Raw genomic sequence first — 24283 nt, forward strand, 5'->3', positions numbered from 1 at the left:
GCGCTAAAACGCGCGCCGGGTCGACCGATTATTCGTCGAGAATGCCGGTCTGCTGCTGACCAGCGGGATTGTCCTGATCGACCAGGCCAATGCCCTGCGTTTCGGCGCTCGCGCCGCCCAGATCGATCATGTCACCCTCGATATTTTCCAGATGTTCCATAACAACCTCCATCTTCAAAAAAGCTACCAAGTGGCAGCGACGAGAAGTTTAGGTGGCAGCTCAACATATTGGCGATCTTATAAGCTCTCAATATGCGCGCTAATCTGTTGGTCGCTGGCGTACGCCAACAAGCTTTGTTGCATGATTGGGAAATCTAATTTCATTTCGGCGTGTTAAAACTGGATATATTCGATAGGATCTGATGCGCGACAATCGAAGCCCGCCTTATTCGGCGTCGGTGATAGGCCCAGATAGCCTCCCGGACGGCCGCATCGCGACCGATCTCTGTCAGGTTCCAGATCGACAGCAGTTCTTCTTGGACATTGTCGAAAACAAGCGGCTCATGGAGTCTCGCGATAGCCAATCTGTCACCTGCCATGATGATTGCGCGTGCATGGACCGCATTTTTGGGTCGGCTTCCGATAAAGGAAAACAGGTTATTGGCCGCATCACGTAATTCGCGGGGATGAAAGGGCCCATGCCGGTCGAGCGCCTTGATAGGTTCGAGATCACCTTGGAATGGCGCCTTGGCCTTGAGCGCATGTCGCACCAGATATCCGTGCCAGGTGTAGAGATCACGCAGCATATCGGCAGTAACAGGCGGCACAACAAAACCGCCGCCCTGGTTCGATACCAGGATTTGCTCACCAACGAGTTGGTGGGCGCTATCGCGTACGGGTGATATACTGACACCATAATGATCGGCGAGCGCCTGCACGACAAGCGGCGCGCCTGGTCTCAATATACCGTCCAGAATATCCTGCTTGAGCCGCCGGTAAATGCGATCGGCGGTGATCGGTTCGGCAGACATTGCGCGACAAGCCCTTATTCCTGATCGCCCGCATCTGTAAAAAAGGAGGCTCTGCGCCTGCTGATCGTGCTGGACGAATGTTCATAAATGAGAGCGATGCAGCGATCCTCCAGCTCGGACAGGTCCTCGTCGAGAAGCAGTTCCTGGGGGATCGACATTTTTCGCTCCATGAGAAGAAGCGGGATCATGATATGAGCCGTCGATAGCCCCAGCCGGTGTGCACATGCCAAATGCTCGTCCAGCTTGGATTTTGGATTGCCCGCCTCAATCTCCCGCAACCATCTAACACTAACCCCGGCGGCGCGAGCCAGCTGGGGCTGAGTGATCCGGTCACGTCGGCGGCGCTCTTCGATGCGCTTGCCGGAAATCTCCTTGATCGTGGAGAGAACCAGCCCGTCATCCTTGGTCTGAAGTTTTCGAGTCTGCATGTACAGGCACCCCCGGACATTGTCTCGAAACTCCCAATGGCACTTACCCGATTACGATAGGCTATGCATTTTGCTCATGCGGTCAAAGGCTATCGTTCTCAATCTGAGACGAATTTTCTCCTGTCATTCCAGGTATCACGAATGAACAGTCATCCTTTTTCATGCTGATTGAGGCCGGCGCAACAGCGCACATAGGCGACGCATATCCCTTTCGCTGGCGACGCTCATATGACTTACGGCTGCGACATACACGGTGCTGAGAGGCGGCGCATACATAGCACCGGCCCGCGAGACCTTCTCTCTGATTTCTCGGGCCAAGCTTCCCAGCTCCTGCGGTGCCCCTACATAATGCTGCATAGTCCCCGAAAGGCGCGCAATATCGGGATCGGCAAGGTCGGCAACCATTTCGTCAAGGTCCCGAGCGGCTAGCAGCGTGACGGCCGCATGCAAGGTATTGCCGTACGACAAAAGATCATGAGCGGCGGTGCAGAACCGTGAATGACACTGCAAGAAAAGGCTTAGCCCGCACTCGGACATTGTCAGCCTGTAACTTCGTGTCGCCTGCGCGGCCATAGATGCCTCCTTTCCCCGCGGTGGCCCAACGAATTGAGCCCGCATGCCCGTTGAAAATACGCCGTGCCCAGCCGTGGGAGCAGCGTGGGATCAAAGCATTGTGAACGGCCCATCGGCACTGACGTGCCCATTCGGCATGATGTTGCCTGATCGCGGCATCTCACTGCCTTCCAGCGGCACGTCACTACCCTGCACCGGCACGACATTGCCCTGGCCATTGCAGGGCTGGGGAAGCTTGGACAACGATCCATTTCAACGGACCGGTGATGGCAAGTCTACCCGAACGAACGAAGCTCCCCGGTCACACAGTCCCTTCATCCAGGCGGCCAATGGCCGCTCTAGTCCAAGGAGGTATGAACCATGGCCAGCGGATTCCCAAACAGGCCACCGACCTTCGTCATTCTTATGGCCGTCACTATGCCCTCCATTGCGGCTCCAAAACAAGAGGCCTTCGTCCGATCAACCCGCGCCGTAGACAGGGCGACACGCGTCATCCGCAACGTCGGCGGCGACTATGCGATCATAGCAGCCACGCCGCGGCGGCAATTGGCCCGGCCGACAACAGTGCCGATCGGACGATCCATCGGCATTGACGCCGCGCTTTTCTCGCTCAATTCCAGGAAACCGGAGCAACGCCCATGACGGTCACATCTCACCCGCTGTCGCTGTTCGCTTTGCTCGCAGGAGCCGCATTGGCCGTATCGCCCAGCCTAGCAATCGCAGACCCAGCCGATGAGGCTGCGATACTAAGGGCAGCCGCATCAGAAGCCGAGGCGAAGCTCCATCAGACCTTTACGAATCTTCAGTTCGAGGATTTTGCCGTGGCTCCCGTCACGGGTCAGTTGTATCAGGCAAGCGCCAGAGGCCGCATCATCTACTATGCGCCGCAAAGTGAGCATCTTTTGTTCGCTACGGTCTACGACCGCAACGGCGTCAACCTGACCGCGCTGGCGCAGGAACAGGGCGCCACGCGCCGCCTCAAGGCCATCGACCCTGCCAAGGCATTGGCGATCGGCCCTGCAGATGCGCCCACGGTCATAGAATTCACCGACCCGGATTGTCCCTACTGCCAGGCGCTCGACCGCTTCTGGAGCGCCAAAGCCGCCGAGGGCAAGCCGGTAAGGCGTCTCATCTTCTTCGTGAGCGGCATCCATCCGACCGCTGCTGCCAAGGCCGAGCATATCCTATGCTCGACAGATCGCGAGGCGGCCTTCCGCGCGGCCTATTCAGGCCAGACACCGCCCGTCCTGCGCCAATGCGCGCAGGGCCGTGCCAAGGTTGCGGAGGACGCTGAACTGGTCGCCAAAGTGGGCGTGTCAGGGACGCCAACGCTGATCGCAGATGCCAAGCTCATATCGGGCTTTCAGCAGGCCGAACTCGACGCGTTCCTCCATCGGCACGCGAAGCCTGCGCTCGCAAAGGCAGTGTCCGATGCGCGGCGCTGAACAGGCGCGCGTCATCGCGGCGGCGCACACTCTCATTGCGGAGGGCATCCGGCCCGGCCCCAACTGGCCTGCGCGGATGAACCAGGATGCCGGCGGCGGCGGGCTCATGGAGCCGTCCACCGACGCCCCGGCCGACACCGATCTTCCTTCGATGCCGGCAGGCTTAGGTTGGACGGCTCCTTTTTGGAGCAATGCTATGATGCAGAAATTTGGCAACAAGGTCCTGGCGGTGGCCAATGTCGGCCTCCCTTTAGGCGCGATGGCCCTGGTGGGTGGCCCGCTTCATGCCTTCTCGGCACCTGCCCAGGGCGATCTTGGTTACGACATATACGATATCGTCGTGAACCAGGGCGTGAAAGGTCCGATGGGATTTGTGGGCGGCGTCGCTGCCTTCCTGTTCGGCGTCTCGCGCCTTTTCTCGAATATCATGATCGGCATCCCGACCATCGTCGCGGCCGTCTGCCTCATCAAGGCCGACTCCATTCTCCAGACCTTCGGGATGGTCATCTGAGACGCGAAGGTGGGGCAGGCACCTGGCTGACCAGGCGCTTCCCCCACCGGCAACAGGCTGGGGACCGATGGTCGGTTCCTGGAAAATGATACCTTTGAAGGTGTCATGAAGCCAAGAGGAGAAGGGCAGATGAACGAACGCCTTCCGCAATATCTGCATCGGCCCGTCCAGATCCTGTGGTTTGGATCGGACGAGTTTCTGCTCGCGACCTCGATCATTTTCGTGGCCGCGATCGTGGGCGGACTTGTCGGCTGGGCGCTGATCGCTGCCCTTCTCCTTTTCATCCCGTGGAAGCGGAACAAGCCCAAGGGCTATCTCCCCCATCTCGCCTGGCGCTGGGGTCTTGTTTCCTTTCCTTATTATCCGGGTCCCACCCAGACCCGCTTCTTCGAGTGAGCGCCATGAGCATGTTCGGGCACAAAAAGACGGACGAGGATCCGCTGCTGGGCAAACCGGCCAGCTACGGCATCCATCGCTACCTGCAGGGCTCGGCGAACCTGTTCGAGGAGAACCGCCTGCTCAAGGTCGCCATTGCGGGCATGTTCGGCGTCACCGCCGTGCTGGGCGTGGTCATCTACACGACCAACCAGAATGCCCGGACCGTGATCGTCCCGTTCGGAGCCACCGGCGATCTTCACGTTTCGGGCAATACACCGTCCGAAGCCTATATCGTCGCCATGACGCGCAACATCGTCGCGCTGTCGGGCACCTGGTCGGCTTACTCGGCCGATCGGCAGTTCCAGGAGCTGTTGGGGCTCGTTCACCCGTCCGCCTATGGCGCGATGCGCGACAGCCTCAACGCCATGCTCGATGAACTGGCGAACAACCCGACGCTGTCGATCGCCACCTATATCCGGGGCGATCAGCCGGTCCGCTGGACCGCCCATGAGATCGTCGTCCCGGTCGAGAAGGTCCGTGTCATCGGCGGCGTAATCCGCAAATTCCGGGGCATTTTACGCATCGGCTACGGCATCGAAAATGGCCGTTTCTGGCTGACGCGCCTTTCCGAGGAGCAATTCGATGTCGAAACACGCTAATCAGCGCATAGGAGCGTGCGCCGCTCTAACCGGGTTCATGCTGCTGGCGATCCCGGCCTCAGGCCAGACGCTCCATGCGCTGCCCGATCAGACCAGTCGGATCCGTCTCTCCAACCGCGACATCAACCATGTCGTGTGCGAGGGCGGCGAGATCGAGGATATCAAATTCTCGGCCGAAAAGGGTCTTGCCGTCGAGAAAGGCGGATCGGACGCCTGGATAAAGTTCCTCGCCCGCGAGATTGACGACGCAGGGCAAGTGACGCGCAGCTATGTGACGCAACCTTCCGAGTTCTTTGTGCACTGCAACGGCGCGACCTACCCGCTCTATGCCGAGCCGGCGGAAATTCCCGCGCAGACGGTGATACTTGTGCCCGGCGCGCGGCAGCGTGCCCAGGCCAATAGCGCCTTGATGGCTGCGCTCGCCGATGAAGATCGCGCTGTCTCCATCACCGTGGCCCTGCTCGACGATCGCATCCCTGCCTCGTTCAGCGAGGTCGCGCCGTCGGGTGACGCGGTCGGCATTTCAGCGCTGCCGGGCCTCTCGATAACCGAACAACGCCGTATCGCCGTCGAGGGCGCCGGACTTTCAGCTTCACAATATCATGTGCGAACCACGGCAGCGGTGACGCTGGACGAGCGCCAGCTCGTCGATCCGGCCCTTGGGGCAGGCATTTTTTCGGTCACGCTGGACCGGGTCCGCCTTGATGCGGACGAAACGGCCCGACTTGTCGTGGTCCGTCGGGGTGCCGGACAATGAGCGGCGACAAGAACAAAGGTGCAGCGGAGACGCCGGAAGGCCTGTCGCCCTATCAAGCCCATCTTGCCGCTCAGAGCGCCGGACCGAAGGATGAGGCCATACGCCGTCCGTCTCCGGCCTTGCTCGACCTCAAGGCGCAATGGGCCAAAATGTCAGCGCGGCAGAAACTGCGCGCGCGCCAGCTCGCCGTTGGCGTTGCCGTCGGCGCACTCGGGATCGGACTCTACGCGGCATCCGGCAGCAAGGAGGACGTCAAGCCCACCGATCCCGCCGCATCGCTCAACATGGGTGCGGGGCTGCGCGGCGACAGTCTCGAGGTCAAACTGCGCGGGGATTTGAAAAAGGTCCTCGATGGCCAGCAGCTGCTGGGCGACCGGGTCAGCGCGATCGAGGAAGGCAAAGTGCTCACGGGCAACACAACGGCTCCAGGCGGACAGACCATGGATGGCGACCTGCCCCCCGCCCTGCCCGACAACGTTCCAGCTCTGCCCTACCCGCCCGATACCGGCGACATCAGCGCGGATGCCGACAGGCTGCCTGCGCCGCCCTCCGGTCCAGTTGCGCCACCTGCTCCACCAGCACCGCCAGTCGAAAAAACGGTCGGCGCGATCGGCTCGGCTGCCGGTCCGGTCGTGGCGCAGGGCGCGACCGACCATGCCGCATCGTCCAAAAAAAAGAGTCGGACGATCTATTTACCGCCTGGTTTCATGAAGGCGCGGCTCCTGACCGGGATCGACGCGCTGGCGAGCCGGGACGCGACCAGTAATCCTGAACCCATCATCGCCAGGGTGCAGGCGCCCGCGGTCCTGCCCAATGAGGTGAAGGCCAACCTAGCGGGCTGCTTTGTGGTCGGCAACGCCACCGGGAGTCTTGCCAAGGAGCGGGTCGAGGTCCAGCTCGTGTCGCTGTCCTGTGTGGATTTCGACGAGCATTCGATCGTCGATCAACCGGTCAAGGGCTTCTTTGTCGATACCGACGGCAAGAAGGGCCTGTCGGGCAAGGTGGTGACGCGGGCCGGGGCGACGCTGGCGCGCGCCTTCATCGCCGGGACCATCAGCGGCATCTCGCAATCGGTCGAAAGCACGTTCGGCAACACCTCGACCTCAGCCTTGGGAACGGTCCGCACGCTTGATGCGGGCGACGCCGCAAGGACGGGCATTGCCGGCGGGCTCTCCAAATCCTCCGACAAGCTCACGGACTTCTATCTCGATCTCGCCCGCCAGGCTGGTCCCATCGTCGAGGTGGGTGCCGCCAAGGATGTGGTCGTGGTGATCCAGGAGGGCGCCACCCTCGAAATCAAACCCGGCGCGGGAGTCAAATTCTGATGTCCGCGCCCACGGGAGACAAAGTCATGAAGATACTCCGACCCTGCCTCCTCCTGCTGCCCCTTCTCGCGCTGCCCGGCTGCGCGACCATGGGATCGGTGATGTCACCCTATAGCGAGAAATTCTCGTGCAAGAATAGCGATCATGGCCAGTGCATCCATCCGGGCCAAGCCTATGCCGATGCGGTCGCAGGCCGTGCCTCCAGATCCGATCCTGCCGTCACCCATGATCGCAAGCTGCTCGCTCCGGACAAGAAGCAAGGCCGCGGCAGAGACATGGGGCCCGCCAGGGCTGCGGCGACACCCCAGGCTATATCGCAACCTGGCCAGGGCCATGTCGGCGCGCTGATCGAGGCTCCCGGATCGCCGATGCTGCGCCCTTCGCGCACGATCCGGACATTGATCCTGCCCTATGCCGACAAGCAGCGCCCCGACCGGCTCTATATGGCGCGCTATGTCTATTCGATCATCGACCGGCCCGCCTGGGTCGTAGGCGACTATCTGGTGGAACCGGGCGGGCGAACGCCTGCGCCACCGGTGCTGCGCACGATGCGCGAGCCCGAACCGGGCAGCACAGACGTGCCGACGCAAGAGGCCATGCCGCTTACCATCCATCCGGAGAAACGGCCATGAGCGCGCGGCCCGGCCACAAGGGTCTGAGCTATCAGCGCCTGCGCGCCGCCGTGACCCGCGACGCCTATTCGGATTTCCTGCCGATGGTCGCCTGGGTCGAAGAGGAGGAAGCTTTCCTCTGCATCGACGATGGCTGGGGCCAGGCCTGGGAGCTTGTTCCGTCCGCTTATATGTTCGCCCATGTGCAACAGGCGTTGCTCGGGCTGCTCAATATCCATTTCCCCGAAGGCACGGTCCTCCAGCTCATCACCTTCGCCGATCCGCTGATCGATCCTGCGCTTGATGCCTATCTCGATATGAAGGTCAGACCAGACCCGCTGGTCCAGGCCTCGGCCCGGCGTACGGCCGACTATCTGCGCAGCGGCACGAGGGGCCTGGATGCGCTCCATGCCATCCCGGTACGCGACTTCCGGTTGTTCCTCGCGATCAAGACGCGGGTGAAGCTCGGCGCTGATCTGCGCCGCCAGGTCGAGGAGCAACTGGCGAAGATGGGTATCCGGCGGCTACCGCCCGACGAACTGGTCAGCTTCTATCGCCGGATCTTCAACGGCGTCTTCGCGCCCGCGCCGGGGGTATTCCTCAGCGAAAGCATGGGCGGCATGCCCGCCCCATCGATCGCGCGGCAGATTATCGAGGCTGGGCCTGACCTCTGCTTCGAGGGCCCGGAAGTATTTATGGGCAACCAGGTGGCGCGCTGCCTCACGCCCAAGGCACCCGCACGCCGGATCACCGCCGAGCGCGCCAACCGTCTCATGGGCGGGATGCGCGGGAGCGCCGAGGACAGCGACCAGATTGGTGGGCCATTCCTCTATTGCCTCTCGATACTGTTCGACCATTCCCAGTTCGAAATCCACAAGCGCGCGCAGATCCTCTCGGCGCAAAAGGCCGCGGGCAGTTTCGCGGTCGAGGTCGGCAAGCAGATCGAGGAGATTGGCTGGATCTTGGATGAAGCGTCCAACAGCCGCTTCGTCTCGGTGATCCCTACCATGTGGGTATTCGGCCGCGACAGCGCCCAGGCGCGTGAGATGGCAGCACGCGCCAAGCGCTTATGGGAATCAGAACCCCTGCCCTTCATGGTGCAGGAGGAAAGCTATCTGCTGCCCGTGCTGCTCGCTGCCAGCCTGCCCTTCGGGCTTTATCCCGAAAAGCAGACAATCAAACTGCTGGAGCGCGATTTTCGCATGGCCGTGAAGGCCGCCAGCCTCATGGCGCCGGTCCAGACCGATTTTCGCGGCGGCGGCCGCCCGGCTCTCCTCTACGTGGGCCGCAAGGGGCAGCTCATCACACTCGATCTCTTCGACCCGCGGATCAACAATTATAATTTCATCGTTTCGGCTGAGTCCGGAGCAGGCAAAAGTTTCCTGCTCAATAATTTGTGCCAGCAATATTATGCGCAGGGCGCGCTGATCCGCATCATCGATATCGGCGGCAGCTACCGCAAGCTCTGCACGCTCTGCTCGGGGCGTTATATCGACATCGGCGAGGAGCGCCTGGTGCTCAACCCTTTCGACATGGGGCTGGCGCTCGATGGCGAAGACAAGCAGTCGGCGATCGCCATGGCAGTCGCGATCGTCGCGGAAATGGCGAACGCCTCGACCCGCAAGCCCGTCACCACATCGGAATGGAACCTCCTTAAATCCGCTGTCCAATGGACCGTTGATAGCGGGCGCGGCGAAGACGGCATCGACGCGGTGCGCCATTGGCTCGGCCGCTATCCCGACAATGCAGCCTCCGACCTCGACCGGGTCGACCATCTCGTACCGGTCGCGCGCGAACTGGCGTTCAACCTGCGCGATTTCGGGTCGCAGGGCGCCTATGGCCATTTCTTCAACGGTCCTTCGACGCTCGACATCTCACGCGATGAATTTGTGGTGCTGGAGCTCGAACGCCTGAAGGCGCTGCCTGACCTCTTCAACGTGATCGTGATGGTGGTGGTGAACGCGGTCACCCAGGAACTCTATCTCTCGGCCCGCGACAAACCCCGCTTCGTCCTGTGCGACGAGGCCGCGCAGTTCATGACCCGCAGCGACGGGCAGGATCTCTCCCGTCTCGCCGAGGCATTCGGCCAGGGCTATCGCCGCGCGCGCAAATATCAGGGGAGCTTTGGCATCGTGCTCCAGAGCATGAACGACCTCATGCTCTTTGGCGGCACCGGACAGGTGATCCTGGAAAATGCCGCGACCAAATTCCTGCTGCAGGGCTCCACCTATGACAAGGCGGTGGACAACAAGATCCTCGACTATTCAGGCTTCGTCCTCGATCTCCTGAAATCGGTCCGCAACGCCAAGCCCAACTATTCCGAAGTGTTCATCGACAGTCCATTGGGCCTCGGCATCGCGCGACTGGTGGTCGACCCCTTCAGCTACTGGATCAATACTTCTGCGCCCAACGAGGTTGCCGCCTTCGAGGCGCTGGTGCGGGCCGGTCGCAATCCGCTGGAAGCGGTCTGCGAACTGGCCGGTGTCGATCCGGCCCAAATACTGGGCGGAAATACTCGCCAGGGCGGGAGGGCGGCATGACGCACAAGCCTGCAACCCATCCCGATCAGCTGGCGCTCGACTGGGAAAATGACCCGGCAATCGAAGCGATGATCGAAGCGCGTGTCGCCCGTCGCGCCGAGGCCGCCGCCTTCCATTGGCGACTGCGGCTTGTGGCCATCGAAACCTGCATGATGGGCAGTCTCGTCATCATAGCCGGGATCGCGCTCCATCAGCAGCCGCTGCAGGCCATACGGGCAGGCATCCTTGTGGCTGCCGCCTGCTGTGCGAGCGGCATGCTGCTGATCGGCCTGTCTGGCGCATGCGGGATGGTCTTCTCACGCCTGCGGCAATGGAGGGCGTGATGAAGGCCGATCACAGCAATGGCTTCGATCTTGGCCTGGACGTCGGAGACGATGTCCATGGGCTTCTGGCCTATGCGAGGAGCGTGAGTAACCCGGCGCTTGGGATCGACGCGGTTGCGCAGGCGATCGTCTCGGTCATCCAGGCGGAACGCCGCTTTGCGCGGATGAGCTATACAATGTTGGTGACCGGCGGCATCGCCAATGCCGCGTTTTGCGCATTTGCCGCAGCGTGGCTCTTTCAGGCACCGCTTGCCGAAGGCATCTTCATCGGCATCTGCGCCGGAATAGGCGCGGGCTCGACAGGTCTGATCCTTATTCCCTGGGATGCAATCGCCGAGCGCTTTCATGCCATCATCCAGCGGTGGAGGCGGATGTGAACGGCATCTTCTCGGCCACGCCCGCGCCAGGACCCATCCGTCTGCTCATCGGCAGCCAGGGCCTTGTGCTCGTGCAAACCTGCATCGCCTGGCAGTTACCCGCCGTGCCCGCGGTCGTCCGCATTCTCGGCGCGGTCCTAGCGGTCATTGCGATAGTGGCGCTGATTAGCGCCGCTATCGGCGAGGGGCGCGAGAACCGTGCGCCATATTGGAGACGGCGTCGTGATCGCTAGAACCACGGGCCCAGGGCGCCCTCGTCATGCCCTATGGGCAATAGCGCCCTTGGCGCTGATGACTGGACTGCTGACGCACGCCCCCGTCACAGCCGCGACCAGCATTATCGGCCGCACCTGGCCGATCGCCGAGCCCGATGCGCTGAGCGAGATCGAAAGCCGCGCCGCGCATGTTCCCGACATGAAAGCCGCCTTTGGCCCGCGCGAGCGCTGGTCGGCGATGAAACCTGCCACGCTCGGCATCGCCCGCGACGATCGCCGCCGAACGGTGGTGCCCTTATATACCCTCGATCAGGATATCCGGCTGCCGAGCGGAAAGCGGCTTTACGCCAAAGGCTACAGCTTCAATCCGCTTGCCTATGTGTCACTGCCCCAACGGCTGATCATCGTGCACCCCAGCGATCTGGCCTGGGCGCTACGCACCGCAAGGCCCGCCGATTTCATCCTGCTCGCCGCCGGTGGTCTTTCCCAGGCCGCAGATACGCACGCCGATGCGATCACATTGGGCGAGCGACACGGCCGGGCGCTGTTCCTGCTCGAGGAGCGCGTGAAGGCACGGCTTGGCCTGACGGTCGCACCGGTGATCGTCGCGCAGGCGGGCCAGAAGCTGGCGCTGACCGAGGTCGTCATGCCCCCAAGCCTGGGGAGGGCTGCGCGATGAAGATGCTTTCTGTCCGAAGCGTTTTGACGCTGGGCTCAGCCCTTGCGGCACTGGCGATCGCGTCCCCCGCCCATGCCTCCAAATGCGAGGCGGGCACGATCTTCAATCCGATCACCAAGGTGCGCTGGAACTGCATCTTCCCGATCACCATCGGCGGGGTGAAGGTGGGTCCGACCGACCCGCTCGGCAAGGCGCTCGACGCGCAATCGGCCTCCAAGCCCTTATGCGCCTGTCGCAAGGGCGTGACCTTCTGGTTCGGTGTGAAGGTCAGCTTCTGGTCGCCCAATCGCATGGTCGATGTTGTGACCGAGCCTGGCTGCATGATGGCGCTGGGCGCTGACATCATGCCGACCGGTGGCAGGCTGCAAGGCAGCCAGACCAGCCTTTCCGACGGCACTAACACGCGCAAGATGTTCGCGCAGATGCACTATTATATCGCGCCGGTCTGGAAGATGCTCGACATGTTCACCGACCTGCCCTGCATCGAGGATGACGGCTTCGACGTGGCGCTGATCACGGAGGTCCTGCCGACCTGGCAGTCGGCGACCTTGGGCGCGATCATCCAGCCAGAGGCGATCCTGTTCGGCAATCCGGCCGCCGGCCTTGCCTGCATGGCCGACAGCGCTGCGGCGGCTGCGGGTAAGGTCGTCGATCCGCTCTTCTGGTGCATGGGGTCCTGGGGCGCGACCTATCCGATCGCTGGCGACATCCATTTTGGCGACAGCGTCGAGGCCTGGGCGGGGCTCGCCGCGCGCGGCGTCTTCATGATGGGGCGGCTTGGTGCCCTTACCGTCAGTTCAGCGGACGGCTGCTCGTTCATCCCGCAGCCGGTCTGGACCAAGAGCCGCTACAAGTTCCAGCTGATGGAACCGGTCAAGGGTGGCCAGTGCGTCAATGTCGGGCGGCCAGGCGCGCTTTGGACCAGCGCCAAACATGCGCCGGGCAAGGACAATGCCCAGTTCATGCTGTTTGAAAAGACGATCTGCTGCGCCGGGGTTTCGACGCCATGAACAGGTCGCCTGTCCCGATCCGCATGCCCTCGCCTGGCATCAGCCGATGGTCTGCCCGTCATTCCACCGAGCCAGGCGTTCCCCATGCGGTCAGGCCGGTGTCGCATCCCCCCTGCGGCACCGGTCGGACGGTTGGCGTGGCCACACATACAGACGATCATACGGCGCGCCCCTCTTCGCCGCATGTGGTCGTGGCCACGCTGACCGTTTTTGAAGGTCAGGCTGTATTCCGGGCAGAGCGTGCCGACCCCGTTTCTGCTATATTTCTGTTCCGGCTGCGGCGCGGATCGCGGCAGATCGCGTTACGCGAGAACCGGCCATGAGGCCAGCTACCCTCGTCCTTGTCGCAGCGCTCAGTCTGCCAAGTCCCCTGCATGCTCAGACCGCGCAGGACCGCGCCCGCGCTGCGGCGGCCGCAGCGCGGTCGAAGAGCGCGGACAGCGACGCGCTGCTTGGCAATTATGTGACGCCGGGTCTGGCGGGACAGCCCATCACCACCGTCGACACCAAAAAGTCCTTCACCCCCAATCTTGCCTGCAAGAAAAGCGCGACGCTGCTCGAACTGCTCGCCCAGCCCAGCGCCACCGGCGATATCGGCACGCTCAGCATCTCGCGCGACAGCGATCTCGACGGGAGCTTCGATGAGGCATTGACCGTCCCGGTTCCCACGTCCGGGATTTGCGCCAATGGGATCATCTCCTGCGCGCCGGGCAGTTGGGACGCGTGTCGCTTCTTCCGCTGGGACGCTTCGGCGTCCGGATCGTTGAAGCTGTCCCAGGTCGAGCTGACCGATCTGGCCGGCTGTTACTGCGTCAATAATAGCTGCGGCAGCAATCTGGTCTGGGGCAATATGGCCTCGATCCTCAAGGATCTGGGCGGCGGCGTTGTCGGCGCGCTCACCACGGCCGATCCGCGTATCGGCATCGCGCAGGCGTCCATCGATGGCCCGCTCATCCGCTATACCGGCGCGCAAACCACATCCTGCACGGCGCAACCCCAGATTGGCGCCACGGCCTACAAGGCCAATCCCGGGACCATGGCAGGCGACGCCTTTGGCACCGCGCGAACGAGCAGCATTTTCCAGGCACTTGTCGCGTCTTCAACCGGAACCGGCACATCGCAGGTGCGCCGGAGTTGCGCCATCACGCGGCAGATCACTCAGGAAGAGATGACCGCCGAGATGATCATCGATCGCGTGGCGGGCGGCTACGCAACCTATGCTGCAAATCCAAGCAGCCGCACCTTCGTCATGGGTTCGCCCTCCGACAACAGTCTGTCTGGCGGATCCTGCACGCTGATCGATTTTCATATGACGCTGCGGGTCAAGGACGCCGCAAGGCTTCAACAAGTGCTTCTGACCCGCTTTGGCGGGGACGATTGGGCGCAGATCAGGATCGATGGCGAACTGGTTGGCTCAGGCCCGGAAGTCTGGACCGGGTCGGGATTTCCGCCCGCTAAATGCGAGAAGAAGAGCGCTTTCTATGTCGATCCCAACCTCGATCTCACCTCCAGGCTGACGCAAGGCGATCATGATATCTGGTTGCGGGTAGCGGTTGCCGATGGCGGCGAAGCCTATGCCGCGATCGAAGCGAAGGTGGACGCCGGCTGCAAGACGAGCGAGCAGCTTGTCGATAGCTGTTCAGGCTATGCAGCCAATGACGCCTGCCGTCTCGACGATGAGGATGTCGATGGCGTCATCACCTATCGCAACGGCGTCAAGACCGGGCTCACTCCCCTGCCCCAGACGCGGCTGATCGGCACCGGCGCCTGCGCGACCACGATCAGCCGCGCCTTCTTCGAACGCCAGCGCAGCTACGCCTGCACGGTCGATAGTGGCGCGGTGCCGAAGCCCGATCTCTCGCGCGGCACCTATATCATCGATCATTCGACCGAGACTTTGCTCGCTGACCGGGTGACGAATGCCGATGGCAGCCATAGCCTGACAACCCGCAATTTCTCCTTGCCCGTGTCCGGCAGCGTCAATGCGTGCGAGCCCATCTGCAAAACCCGCAAGGCGCAGGTCAATATAGCCGCAGCCCCCGATGGCGTGACCGGTTCCAGACAGAGCGATCCCATGGGCTGGGACTATCATTATCACGCCTGCCAGGAGAACGGTGTCTGCCCTGCGGGCGAGGGCGAGGAACTGGTGCAGGGCTGTGGCTGCATCGATGATTTTCCCGAAGCGGTAGTGATGATGCAGACCGTACATCTGGGCGGTGCCGACATGGTCTGCACGAGTGCCGTGCGATGAGGTCGCTGCGTATCTTGCTCTTGGGGCTGATCCTCCTCGCGGGCGCTGTTTCTGTGTTCCCCGGTGCCGCGATCGCCCAGCAGCTTTGCGCTGTCGATCTTAACGGCAATGGCGATGCGGCGGACGACGGCGAGACGGCAAGCTGTCACCTGACCGGCGCGGGCGGATGGATGTGCCCCATCGGCGAAACACCGTGTGAGGCGGATCAAGGTGGAGCAATGCGCTGCCCCCTCGGCGAGCAATATGCCTGCGCTGTGCCCGCGAGCGGCGGCGCGCCGACCTGCTCGGTCAACGCTTGTATCGACACCAGCGCCAATCCGATCGTCGAGGAGCCGGTGGTGGATGATCCCGGTGTCGCAGCCGACGGTGCCGTCGATGCTGATGGCAATTGCCTTGGCACGATCGAGATTTTTTCCGGCCGCGCCGCGCGCTGCCGTCCTGCTGGGCTCAGCACCACCTTCCAGAATTGCTGCAAGGACAAGGGAAAAATCGTGAAGGACGGCATGGGTGGTTCGATCTCGTCGATTACGACCAAGATCGCGGTCGCCAAGGGCGTCTTCACCGGCATGAAAGCCGCCTACACTGCCTTCAAGGCAGGCGCGACCGCAAGCCAGGCGGCAAGTGCCGGTGCCAACGCGATCATTGTCGGCATCGATCCCACATCGATCGCGATCAGTCTTGCGGTCAATTTCATGATCGATCTCCTGCTCCAGGGCTGCGACCAGCAGGATATGGAAGTGGGCATGCTGCGCGGTTCGGGCATGTGCCATGAGATCGGCAGCTATTGTTCGTCGAGCATCCTTGGCGTGTGCGTCCAGAAGGCGCGGGGCCATTGCTGCTTCAACACAAAGCTTGGCCGTATCATCCAGGAACAGGGCCGCCCGCAGTTGAAGGCCTTTAGCGCCATCGGCTGGGGCACCGCGAAGCAACCCTACTGCCGGGGCTTTAGCCCGCAAGAATTCCAGGCGCTCGATTTCAGCAAAATGGACCTCTCCGAATATTATGCGGAAATCGAGGCGCGCGCCCAATCTGACATCCAGATCGAGATGAAGGACAAGATCGATGCCCATATGCAGACGATCAGCAACTAGCCGCGCCCTGCTCCTGGCGGCTCTCGCGCTCTATCCCGCATCGGTGCGAGCAAGTGAACCGCAGGCTGTGGCCAGTCAGCCGGCAGGGCAAAATACGCGGACGCGGATTGAAGACCAGGGCGATGCGGCCCTCGAACGCGTAAAACGCGCGGTCGGCAAAGCCAAGGCGTCTGCGCCATCTTCACCGGTTCTACCCGTCAAAACTGACGCCGCGGCGCAGCGCCGCGCGTTCGAGGGGATAAGCCGGCGTAAGCAGGATCCCGCCATGGCGGATCGCGTCAAGGCAGACGTCGCGGCGGCACGCAAAGCCCTTGCCATCGAACGGGAGACCGCCAGTCGGCGTATCGCGCAGGCCCTGGGCCTGGAACAGCCCGAAGAAGCGGCATTGGCTGGCGTTGTTTCCGGCAGCAGCGCGAACCAGTGGGTCCCGCTACTGTTCGTGTCCTCCTCCATGCCGGTTGAAACATTGCGCACTTACGCAGGGCAGCTCGAACGGGCCAGGGGTGTCATGGCTTTTCGCGGCATGCCGGGCGGGATGCGGCAGGTTGGACCGATGGCGCAATTGTCGGCCGCGATACTGCGCCGCGATCCGGGATGCGAAGGTCCCGCCTGCGCCATGCGCGACGTGCAGCTGATCGTCGATCCACTGATTTTCCGGCGGCATCGCGTCACCCAGGTGCCGGCGCTGGCGATGATCCCCGGCGATCCGACCCGGCCCTATTGCGAGCGCGACGAGGCGAGCCAGCGTGCAGCGCATCTTGTGCTGGGCGATGCCGCCCTGTCCGGGCTTCTTGAGGAATATGGCCGCCTTGGCGGCAAGGCGGAGGTGCAGGATGCTCTTGCTCACATGGCGCGCCGGTAACCGGGTCTGGCGCGAACTCAAGGATCTGCCGCTGCGCGCAGCCGTGGCGCTGGGCGCTGCTGGTCCTGGGCAGCCGCCCCGTCCGGGTCAGCTTTTCAAGGCCTATGGGATCGTGCTGCCCATCGGCCTCTTTGCCTGGTGGGCGATGCCGCAGATAACCCTGGTTATGACGCCCTCCATCGATGCCTGGGTCGTGCACCGCTCCCCCGGCCCGATCCGTCACGGCGACCTCGTCTCGTTCCTTCTGTCCGATCCGCTTGCCGGCCCCAAGCCAGTGAATGTCACCAAATATGCGCTGTGCTTGCCAGGCGACTGGATCATGATGATTGAAAAGCCTGCCACCGTGGGTCGCGGTTGGACCGGGTGGTACTATTGCAATGGCAGGCTGATGGGCGTCGCCAAACCCTTATCGCGCAGCGGCAAGGCGCTTGACCGTTGGCGGCCGGAAAATCCGCATATTCCCGATGGCATGATCTTCGTCGGCTCGCGCCATCCCGACGGATATGACAGCCGCTATTATGGTCCGGTCTCCATTGCGCGGCTCACCCGCATGGAGAAGCTGCTGTGAAGCGCCTCCTCGCTCTGGGTGTCCTGCTGCTGCTGCCCGTCGATATTGCGGGTGCGCAGCCCGCGCCTCCAGGCCCGGGAGATCGCGGGACGCGGGGCTATTGGTGGTATGAAACCCCCAAAGCCGACGCTGCGGAAGAAGCGGCCGATGATGTCATCCCAAAACCCGTCATACCGCCGATGGCTGAACTGGCCAAATGGGCGCCGCCCCGGATCGCCAAGCTGATCGAACAGCAGCGCGACTATGCCGCCACTATTCTCACGATCGATGCGGTCGCCGATTTCTGGCGGCTGCAGGATTTTGCCCGGCGCAAGGCGCGCGCCTTTGCCGGCGTGACCCAGCTTGCCATGCTCACTCACCCCGAACTCAACGCCCGGGCCGCCAATCCGATGGTGGGCGAGGCCCGCGATGCGCTGGGCGCGCATAAGGATCAGGTCCGCCGCCAATATCTGCGCGCGCATGCCGGGGAATTTGCGCTGGTCATGTTCGCACGGGACTCCTGCGGCTACTGCAAGGTGCAATGGCCGATCGTGCAGCGGTTCCAGGAGGATATGGGCTGGCAGGTCAGCCTCATGGATCTCGACCGCAAGCCCGAACTCAGCCAACGTTTCGGGGTCGAAGTCACGCCGACCACCATGGTTATTCGCCGGAACAGCGCCCAGCGCATGGTGATCGCAGCAGGCGTCGAGACCTATCCCAATCTCGCCCAGATGGCCTATCAGGCGGTCCGGCTGCTGCGCGGCGACATCCGACCCGAACAATGGCTGACGGGAGCCGGCGAAGAAGACGGCTTTTTCGATGCGCTCGCCAATGGACCCGTCTCCGCGACCGATCCGCGCGTGATCGGCGGCGACCTCGTCGATGCCCAAGGGCCAAGGCCGTGACGCGCCTTGGCCAAGCCCGGTTTGCTTGGGCTCTCATGCTCACAATATCAGTGCAGACGCCCGCAATGGCCGCTGCACAACAGGCAGATCGCGACCTTGCCAGGCGAGCCGCCATTCATCCGGCGTCGACAGCCGCAGACATGCGTCTCTGGCTGGCCCGCGTGCCGGTGACGCGAGACTTTCCTGCCGATTTCGAGAGCATGCTGCGTGGCCAAGCGTCGCTCTACACTATCGAGATGAGCACATCGCCCGGCTGCCTGCCATGCGGCGATCTGTGGACCAAGCTTTCCGCTTTCCGCACCCGCTATGGTTGGCAGGTCCGGACGCTGGGGCAAGAGGAAGCGATGCTGCGATCGGGACGTCTCGGCATTCCCTGGGTCGGAAACCCGGTCGCATGGGTCAGGCTGCTTGCCGACCCGAGCCGCATGGTGCCGATCGCGATCGGCACTGATCATGGCGCCAATATCGCGCGCAACGCCTGGCTTGCCGCCCGCATGCTGACTGGAACCCGGGCAGCGGTTGGCGTGCGCGCCATGTCGAAATTTACCGGGATCGTCGGCGTGAGGGCGCTGACCTCCTCTAACCCAAAGCGACGCTGATCATGGCGGGGCAGCGTCACATGTCCATTTTCATGAGGAAGCCTGCCATGGGACATCATTCACATCGTCTGATCCTTACGCTCTCCATCATTGTCGCCTCGTGCGGTCACTCCGCCCCTGCCTATGCGCAAGGCTGGGCCGAAAGCTGGTTCGATAATGTCACCTATGCCTCGCCGGGCAGCTTCGAGGACCAGACCCGCGGCTATGTGACTGCGGGCGGCATGTCGGGTCGCGTCGACGTGCATGACGACTATCTGATGAGCCTGACGCTTCCCAAGGTGAAGGCGGGCTGTGGCGGCATCGACATGTTTTTAGGGGGCATGTCGTTTCTCGACCCCGACTATCTGGTCCAGAAGCTGGAAACGATCCTGCAGGCCGCGCCCGCCGTCGCTTTCCAATATCTTCTCGAAACCCTCGACGAGAAAATGGGAAATATAATTTCAAAGATGGAGGCGGCGACCAATTATCTCAATTCCATCCAGGTGAATGACTGCCGTCTCGCCAATCGCATGGTCCAGATCGCCAGGGGCGACGATAATATGTCGGGGATCGTCGAGGAGATGACCGGCTACAAGTCGATCCGTGCAGGCTATGCCAATAGCTGGCAGCAAAGTCGCGAGAAGATCCAGGCCAATAAGGGCAATCCGACCGAGGATTTGAAGGACGCGCTCGCCAATTGCCCGGCCGAGGTCACTGACATCTTCAAGACCGGCTCGCTTCTTGGCCATGCTGCCGCGCGCGTCGGCGCGTCCGACTGGGCGGGCGTGATGCGAGCACGGGTGGGCGACGTCTATATGCGCTGGGATGATAAGGACAAGGTGCCGCTCTTCTCGGCAATCCCCGCCTGCCCACGCCAGGATAGCGAGAGCGCCGATGATTTCCTGACCGGACGGGTGCCCACCCGTGCGCTCAACATTCCCGCGACCGCTTCGGATTGCTCGGTGAACGGCGCCGGGCGCGGCGCGCTGCTGCTGGCGCGGGAAAGGATGGAATCGGTGGCCGCCAAGATCCGTACCCGCGCCGCGTTGACGACAGAAGAAAAGCAGTTCGTCGCCAATGTGCGGACCCTGCCGGTCTACCGCCTGCTCGAATGGGGCGTGCGGCAGGGCCTGACCGACAGCGTGATCGCCGACACCGACGAGCTGGTCGCCCTCACCCTCGCCTATCAGATGCTCAATGATCTCACCCGCTCTATCGACTTTGCGCTCCAGAATGCCGAGCGCGGCGTGACAACGGCGGGCGCGGCTGACGCGGACAACACCAACATCTGCCAGACGCGCATCCTGACCAAGGGCATCGAGCAGCTAAGCGAATTGCGCGACGAGGTGTTGCGCCAGCGCGCACAGATGCGCCAGTCCTATATCGCGGCCATGAACCAGGCGAACCTCTCGGCCAACTATGCCGGGGTGGTGCGCCAGCGCGACCGTGATGCGCGTGACGCCGTTGGCGCCAACGCCAATCGCAACCGGTGAGGCGAGCCATGCGTCATCTCATCCGCCTGGCATGCGTCCTGTTCGGCTTGCTCGCCGCCACGCCCGCGCTGGCGATCGATGCCAGCTATCACACATGGGACGGCTTTTCCGAAACCGTCGACGCGTTTCACCTGGTGGCGATGATCTTCGGTGATCCGCGCTATGAAACACTGGTTTTGATTGTCGCGGTGGTCGGCATTGGCCTTGGCGCGGTTATCGCCAGCATTCGGGGTTCGGGCATGGGCCTGGTTGCCTTCGGCTTCCAGATGCTGGTCGGTATAGGCCTGTTCGCCGGGATGATCGCCACGACCGGTACCGTCCACATCTATGACAGGGTGCGCAATGCCTATCAGCCGGTCGGCGACGTTCCCAATCTCATCGTGCTGGTCGCGGGTGTCACCAACCTGATGGAACGGGCGCTGGCTGAAACGATCGATGACAACACCACCGATCCTAATGCCAAGCTGGAATTTGGCGCTGGCGGCCATGCGTTCGACCTGTTCCTCAACGCAGTCTCGCCGCGCAGCCCGATCATAGACACCTTCCTTGATGCAACGGTGAAGGATTATGTGCGGCAATGCTATCCGGTCGCACGTGTCTCGCCGGCCTATGGCATCGATGACGATCAGCTGTTCCGCACCTCGACTGACCTCCCCGCTTCCTTTGCGGCTATGGCTGGCCCCGCCACCTTCTCGACCGTGTTCACGGCGAGCGACAAAGGCGGGACGACGATGAGCTGCGATGCAGCCTGGGACCATATTGCCGACCGTCTGTCGGATGCCACGGCGTTCGACGCTTACAGCGATCAGGTCTGCGCCCGCACCGGGTTCGATGTGAACCAGGCGAGCCAGCGCGATCGCTGCCGCCAGCAGATCGATGCGCTGGGCGACATGATGCTGGGCCAATCCATGAGCCGGCAGACGTTCCTCACCAACATCCTGCTCGGTCAGACGGTCGGCGATGTCTTGTTCGAGGATTCGCCTGCAGCCACGGCGCGGGTCATGGCGAACCGGGCGATCGAATCCAACGGCCTTGCCACGCTCTCGACGGCCAATGCGTGGATGCCGACCATCCGGGCTTCGGTGTTTGCGATCATGCTGATGATGATGCCGATCGCGCTGCTGTTCATCCTGACGCCGATCAACCTGCGGGTCGCAAGCTTCGCGCTCGGCCTGTTCGTGTTCGTCGCGCTGTGGGGCGTGATCGATGCCGGCATTTACCAGCTTACTCTGGGCCGGGCGATGGATGTGCTGGCCGAACTGCGCGCGACCAACGTGGCTGCCGATAGCTGGATCCTTGCGCCGTCGGCAGCGATGAAGGCGCTCGCCATCTTCGGGTCTTTCCGAACCGCAGCGGCGGGCCTGGCGGGCGCATTCGTGTTCACCGTGTTCCGCTTCTCGGGCAATATGTTCACCGCGTTCACGTCAGGCATGCTCGGCGTCCAGGGCCAGGGCAGCATGGCGGCAGCAACGGTCGGGACAAGCGAGGGCTATGCCTCCGCGCTCGAAGCGCAGGCTTCGGCCGGCGGTACGATGGCCCGGCGTTCCACATCGTCAGGCTTTGGCGATTTTGGCGAGCGCAGCAGCTTTAGACTCGACCGCGCCTTCGCGTCTGCCGGATCGGTACTGGGCGAACATGGTGGCGGCGCGACCGGAACGGCGGCGTTCGGGCTTGGCCGGGCCGATGCCGCACGGGAACTGGGCGGGCTTTCCCCTGCCCTTGCCGGGCGGGATTTGAGCGATCCTGCCACGACCAGCGCCATCCGGGCCAATGCAGCGACCTCTGCCATCCACAATTTTGCGCAAGGGGACGCACTTCGCAAGCTTGGCACGAGCTACTTCGGCGAAGGCCAGGGCGGCGAACGCGCTTTTGCCGCCTTCTCGCAGAATATGGTGCAGTGGAAGGCGTTCGGCGACAGCCAAGCCTATGAGATGATGCAGTCGGGCGCGCAGCGGCATTTTGAGCGCAGCGGCTATGATGCAAAGGATGCGGCGCTCAAGGCGTCGACCGTGATCGCCCAGGCCGGTGCTGATCCGACCTTCGCCAAGATCACGGCCAACGCCTTCGATCAGGAACAGATGCTGCGCAATGACCTGACTGCCGCGCAGACGCAGGTTGGCGCGATGGAAGGACGACGCGACTATGCCGGCGACAGGGTTGCGGAGGTCGAACGCGGCAATGTCGCGACGGAACAGGCGCATCGTACCGGACATAATCAGGGGCAGCGCGAGGCCGCCGGGATGCTCGGTCTCTCCGTCACCGAGACCAGCCGGCGTATCGGGTTCATCAACGCGCTATCCGGCGAAGCGCGATCGACCGCGATCAGCCAGTTGTCACGCTCGACCGGACGCAACGAGGCCCAGGTGCTGCGCGCGCTGGAAAGCTATAATGCCGCTGTTCAGGTCGGCACTGCCGACGGAGCAACAGCGCAAGCCGCGCGCGAGGGCACGAGTGTCTATGGCCGCACGCGCGAGGCTGCTGGTTATGATTTTGCCGAGCGGTCGGGCAAGCTTGATGCCCAGCGCGAGATCGGTCCTGATGGCGTGCGCAGCTCGGCCCAGATCGGTGAGCAACGGCGCCAGGCAGACAATGCCGGTTTTGCACAAGGCGCCGCTGCCGCTGGTGTATCGGTTCGCGAAGCCGCGCGCCTGGATTCTTTCATTCGCACGCTGGCGGGCACTGCCGGAAACCAGGTCGATATGGCTGAAGGCGGCGCAGAAGGCATCGCCGATCGTGCGCGCAACGAGCGACTGACCGGCATCGTCGACAAGGAGCGGCTCACCCGCACCCAGGCACTGCTCCGCGAGCATGGTGTGGAGATGTCGAAGCGCCAGATCGCCATGGACCAGAATGGCGACATCGGCCTTAACCTGACGCCAGAACTGGCCGCGCAGATGTGGCGCGGGGGACTGATCAACGAAAGCCAGCTTGGCGCTATCGCCAATGGGGGGCATGCCCGGTTCAGCTTTGCGCATAATGATCTGCTCGTCTCCAGCAGCACCGGGTTCAGCCAGTCTGCGCGCAACGATACCAGCACGCGGTTCGAAGCCGGCAAACAGGCGGGGCCAGATACGATCGAGCATTTCCTGGGCAGCGGCGCGCAAGGCCAGACCGCCATGGCCAACTGGTTGCGCGGCGGGTTCGAGATGGATCGGCGGGGTGACTGGCGGCTGAAACCGCAGGTCGCTGATACGCTGGAGCGCGACGTCACCGCGATTATGGTTCAGACAGGGTGGAACAGATCGCTATCGCGGATGGCAGAACATCAAACTGCAGACAATCAGACCATATCGGGCGATCTTACCGCTTCGGCAGCACGAGCTGTAGGAGCCGACGGTGGAAGCAAGGACCACAAGGGCAGCGGTAGAGGAAGCGCTGCCGGTTCGCTCACGGGCAAGGTCGGAATGGATATTGTGGATCGCGGAAGCGCCGCCGTATCCGCGCAATCATCAATCGATATTGTAAATTACGACGTTCGGGAAGCAATTGCTTCGGCTGAAAAGGCCGCTGCTCGAACCAGCAGACCAGAAGAGACTTTTGCGAAATATCTGAGTGAGCAAGTGCTTGGTGATGATGGCTTGCGCAACCGATATTTGAGGCAAGCGGATGCAGGTCGTGGGACTGTTGATGTCACAGGCCCAATAACATCAATCGAGCAGTCTTCGATTCTTAGTTCCGGTCGACTGCTGTTCGATCGCGACAATGGAATGGCGGACGGAGATTCCAGCTTTAAGGAGCGGAGGGATCCATGATG

The 24283-nt window shown here is 62.7% G+C and carries 26 protein-coding genes; 22 read left to right on the top strand and 4 right to left on the bottom strand.

The genetic code is table 11. The features are described 5' to 3' along the window. Positions 1-28: 28 nt before the first annotated feature. The 4 genes from HHL08_RS21820 to HHL08_RS21835 all read right to left on the bottom strand — a co-directional run bounded on the left by HHL08_RS21820 (position 29) and on the right by HHL08_RS21835 (position 1972). Positions 29-160, bottom strand: a complete 132-nt coding sequence (locus HHL08_RS21820) for a benenodin family lasso peptide (RefSeq protein ID WP_161774400.1) — start codon at positions 158-160, stop codon at positions 29-31. A gap of 160 nt (positions 161-320) precedes the next feature. Then, on the bottom strand, positions 321-971 hold the full coding sequence (locus tag HHL08_RS21825; protein ID WP_169575072.1) for a GntR family transcriptional regulator: 651 nt from the start codon (positions 969-971) through the stop codon (positions 321-323). A gap of 14 nt (positions 972-985) precedes the next feature. After that, the gene (locus tag HHL08_RS21830) at positions 986-1399 is read right to left on the bottom strand and encodes a helix-turn-helix domain-containing protein (protein ID WP_051520135.1); all 414 of its coding nucleotides are present in this window, start codon (positions 1397-1399) and stop codon (positions 986-988) included. Between the two features lie 159 nt (positions 1400-1558). After that, positions 1559-1972, bottom strand: coding sequence for a hypothetical protein (locus tag HHL08_RS21835; protein WP_169575073.1), 414 nt, complete (start codon positions 1970-1972; stop codon positions 1559-1561). 360 nt (positions 1973-2332) lie between these two features. Here HHL08_RS21835 and HHL08_RS21840 point away from each other — a divergent pair, with 360 nt between their 5' ends. The 22 genes from HHL08_RS21840 to HHL08_RS21945 all read left to right on the top strand — a co-directional run bounded on the left by HHL08_RS21840 (position 2333) and on the right by HHL08_RS21945 (position 24281). After that, complete coding sequence (locus HHL08_RS21840; protein WP_169575074.1) at positions 2333-2614, top strand: hypothetical protein; 282 nt, start codon at positions 2333-2335, stop codon at positions 2612-2614. Beyond that, positions 2611-3417, top strand: a complete 807-nt coding sequence (locus HHL08_RS21845; RefSeq protein ID WP_169575075.1) for a DsbC family protein — start codon at positions 2611-2613, stop codon at positions 3415-3417. The genes HHL08_RS21840 and HHL08_RS21845 overlap by 4 nt, the downstream gene beginning before the upstream one ends. Before the next feature lie 196 nt (positions 3418-3613). Further along, complete coding sequence (locus HHL08_RS25395; RefSeq protein ID WP_206378038.1) at positions 3614-3928, top strand: hypothetical protein; 315 nt, start codon at positions 3614-3616, stop codon at positions 3926-3928. Positions 3929-4057: 129 nt separating this feature from the next. Continuing rightward, the gene (locus HHL08_RS21855) at positions 4058-4324 is read left to right on the top strand and encodes a type IV conjugative transfer system protein TraL (RefSeq protein WP_169575077.1); all 267 of its coding nucleotides are present in this window, start codon (positions 4058-4060) and stop codon (positions 4322-4324) included. Between the two features lie 11 nt (positions 4325-4335). Continuing rightward, positions 4336-4965 (top strand): TraE/TraK family type IV conjugative transfer system protein, encoded by a 630-nt coding sequence (locus tag HHL08_RS21860; protein WP_408021799.1) that lies wholly within the window; start codon positions 4336-4338, stop codon positions 4963-4965. A gap of 37 nt (positions 4966-5002) precedes the next feature. After that, positions 5003-5722 (top strand): type-F conjugative transfer system secretin TraK, encoded by a 720-nt coding sequence (locus HHL08_RS21865; RefSeq protein WP_169575108.1) that lies wholly within the window; start codon positions 5003-5005, stop codon positions 5720-5722. After that, positions 5719-7047: a TraB/VirB10 family protein gene (locus HHL08_RS21870; RefSeq protein ID WP_169575079.1), complete on the top strand. Its 1329-nt coding sequence runs from the start codon at positions 5719-5721 to the stop codon at positions 7045-7047. The genes HHL08_RS21865 and HHL08_RS21870 overlap by 4 nt, the downstream gene beginning before the upstream one ends. A gap of 26 nt (positions 7048-7073) precedes the next feature. After that, complete coding sequence (locus HHL08_RS21875; protein WP_169575080.1) at positions 7074-7679, top strand: TraV family lipoprotein; 606 nt, start codon at positions 7074-7076, stop codon at positions 7677-7679. Beyond that, positions 7676-10198: a TraC family protein gene (locus HHL08_RS21880; RefSeq protein ID WP_169575081.1), complete on the top strand. Its 2523-nt coding sequence runs from the start codon at positions 7676-7678 to the stop codon at positions 10196-10198. The genes HHL08_RS21875 and HHL08_RS21880 overlap by 4 nt, the downstream gene beginning before the upstream one ends. Beyond that, entirely contained in the window at positions 10195-10521 is a 327-nt protein-coding gene (locus HHL08_RS21885) for a hypothetical protein (RefSeq protein WP_169575082.1), read from the top strand. Before HHL08_RS21880 ends, HHL08_RS21885 begins: the two co-directional genes overlap by 4 nt. Continuing rightward, a complete protein-coding gene (locus HHL08_RS21890) occupies positions 10518-10898 on the top strand; it encodes a hypothetical protein (protein WP_169575083.1) in 381 nt (126 codons plus the stop codon). Before HHL08_RS21885 ends, HHL08_RS21890 begins: the two co-directional genes overlap by 4 nt. Beyond that, positions 10895-11131, top strand: a complete 237-nt coding sequence (locus HHL08_RS21895; RefSeq protein WP_328804731.1) for a hypothetical protein — start codon at positions 10895-10897, stop codon at positions 11129-11131. The genes HHL08_RS21890 and HHL08_RS21895 overlap by 4 nt, the downstream gene beginning before the upstream one ends. A 58-nt stretch (positions 11132-11189) precedes the next feature. Next, positions 11190-11792 (top strand): conjugal transfer protein TraW, encoded by a 603-nt coding sequence (locus tag HHL08_RS21900; RefSeq protein WP_169575085.1) that lies wholly within the window; start codon positions 11190-11192, stop codon positions 11790-11792. Beyond that, positions 11789-12802 (top strand): TraU family protein, encoded by a 1014-nt coding sequence (locus HHL08_RS21905; RefSeq protein ID WP_169575086.1) that lies wholly within the window; start codon positions 11789-11791, stop codon positions 12800-12802. The genes HHL08_RS21900 and HHL08_RS21905 overlap by 4 nt, the downstream gene beginning before the upstream one ends. 319 nt (positions 12803-13121) lie before the next feature. Beyond that, complete coding sequence (locus tag HHL08_RS21910; protein WP_169575087.1) at positions 13122-15053, top strand: hypothetical protein; 1932 nt, start codon at positions 13122-13124, stop codon at positions 15051-15053. Continuing rightward, complete coding sequence (gene traN, locus HHL08_RS21915; protein WP_169575088.1) at positions 15050-16144, top strand: conjugal transfer protein TraN; 1095 nt, start codon at positions 15050-15052, stop codon at positions 16142-16144. Before HHL08_RS21910 ends, traN begins: the two co-directional genes overlap by 4 nt. A 265-nt stretch (positions 16145-16409) precedes the next feature. Beyond that, positions 16410-17006 (top strand): type-F conjugative transfer system pilin assembly protein TrbC, encoded by a 597-nt coding sequence (locus HHL08_RS21920; RefSeq protein ID WP_328804732.1) that lies wholly within the window; start codon positions 16410-16412, stop codon positions 17004-17006. Then, complete coding sequence (locus tag HHL08_RS21925) at positions 16978-17574, top strand: S26 family signal peptidase (protein WP_169575090.1); 597 nt, start codon at positions 16978-16980, stop codon at positions 17572-17574. Before HHL08_RS21920 ends, HHL08_RS21925 begins: the two co-directional genes overlap by 29 nt. After that, a complete protein-coding gene (locus tag HHL08_RS21930; RefSeq protein WP_169575091.1) occupies positions 17571-18458 on the top strand; it encodes a conjugal transfer protein TraF in 888 nt (295 codons plus the stop codon). Before HHL08_RS21925 ends, HHL08_RS21930 begins: the two co-directional genes overlap by 4 nt. A 35-nt stretch (positions 18459-18493) precedes the next feature. Then, on the top strand, positions 18494-19057 hold the full coding sequence (locus tag HHL08_RS21935; protein ID WP_169575092.1) for a hypothetical protein: 564 nt from the start codon (positions 18494-18496) through the stop codon (positions 19055-19057). A 47-nt stretch (positions 19058-19104) separates the two neighbouring features. Further along, a complete protein-coding gene (locus HHL08_RS21940; protein WP_169575093.1) occupies positions 19105-20529 on the top strand; it encodes a conjugal transfer protein TraH in 1425 nt (474 codons plus the stop codon). An 8-nt stretch (positions 20530-20537) separates the two neighbouring features. After that, positions 20538-24281, top strand: coding sequence for a conjugal transfer protein TraG N-terminal domain-containing protein (locus HHL08_RS21945; RefSeq protein ID WP_169575094.1), 3744 nt, complete (start codon positions 20538-20540; stop codon positions 24279-24281). Positions 24282-24283 lie beyond the last annotated feature (2 nt).

Origin of the sequence: Sphingobium psychrophilum, from assembly GCF_012927105.1 — a bacterium.
Taxonomy (GTDB): Bacteria; Pseudomonadota; Alphaproteobacteria; order Sphingomonadales; family Sphingomonadaceae; genus Sphingobium; species Sphingobium psychrophilum.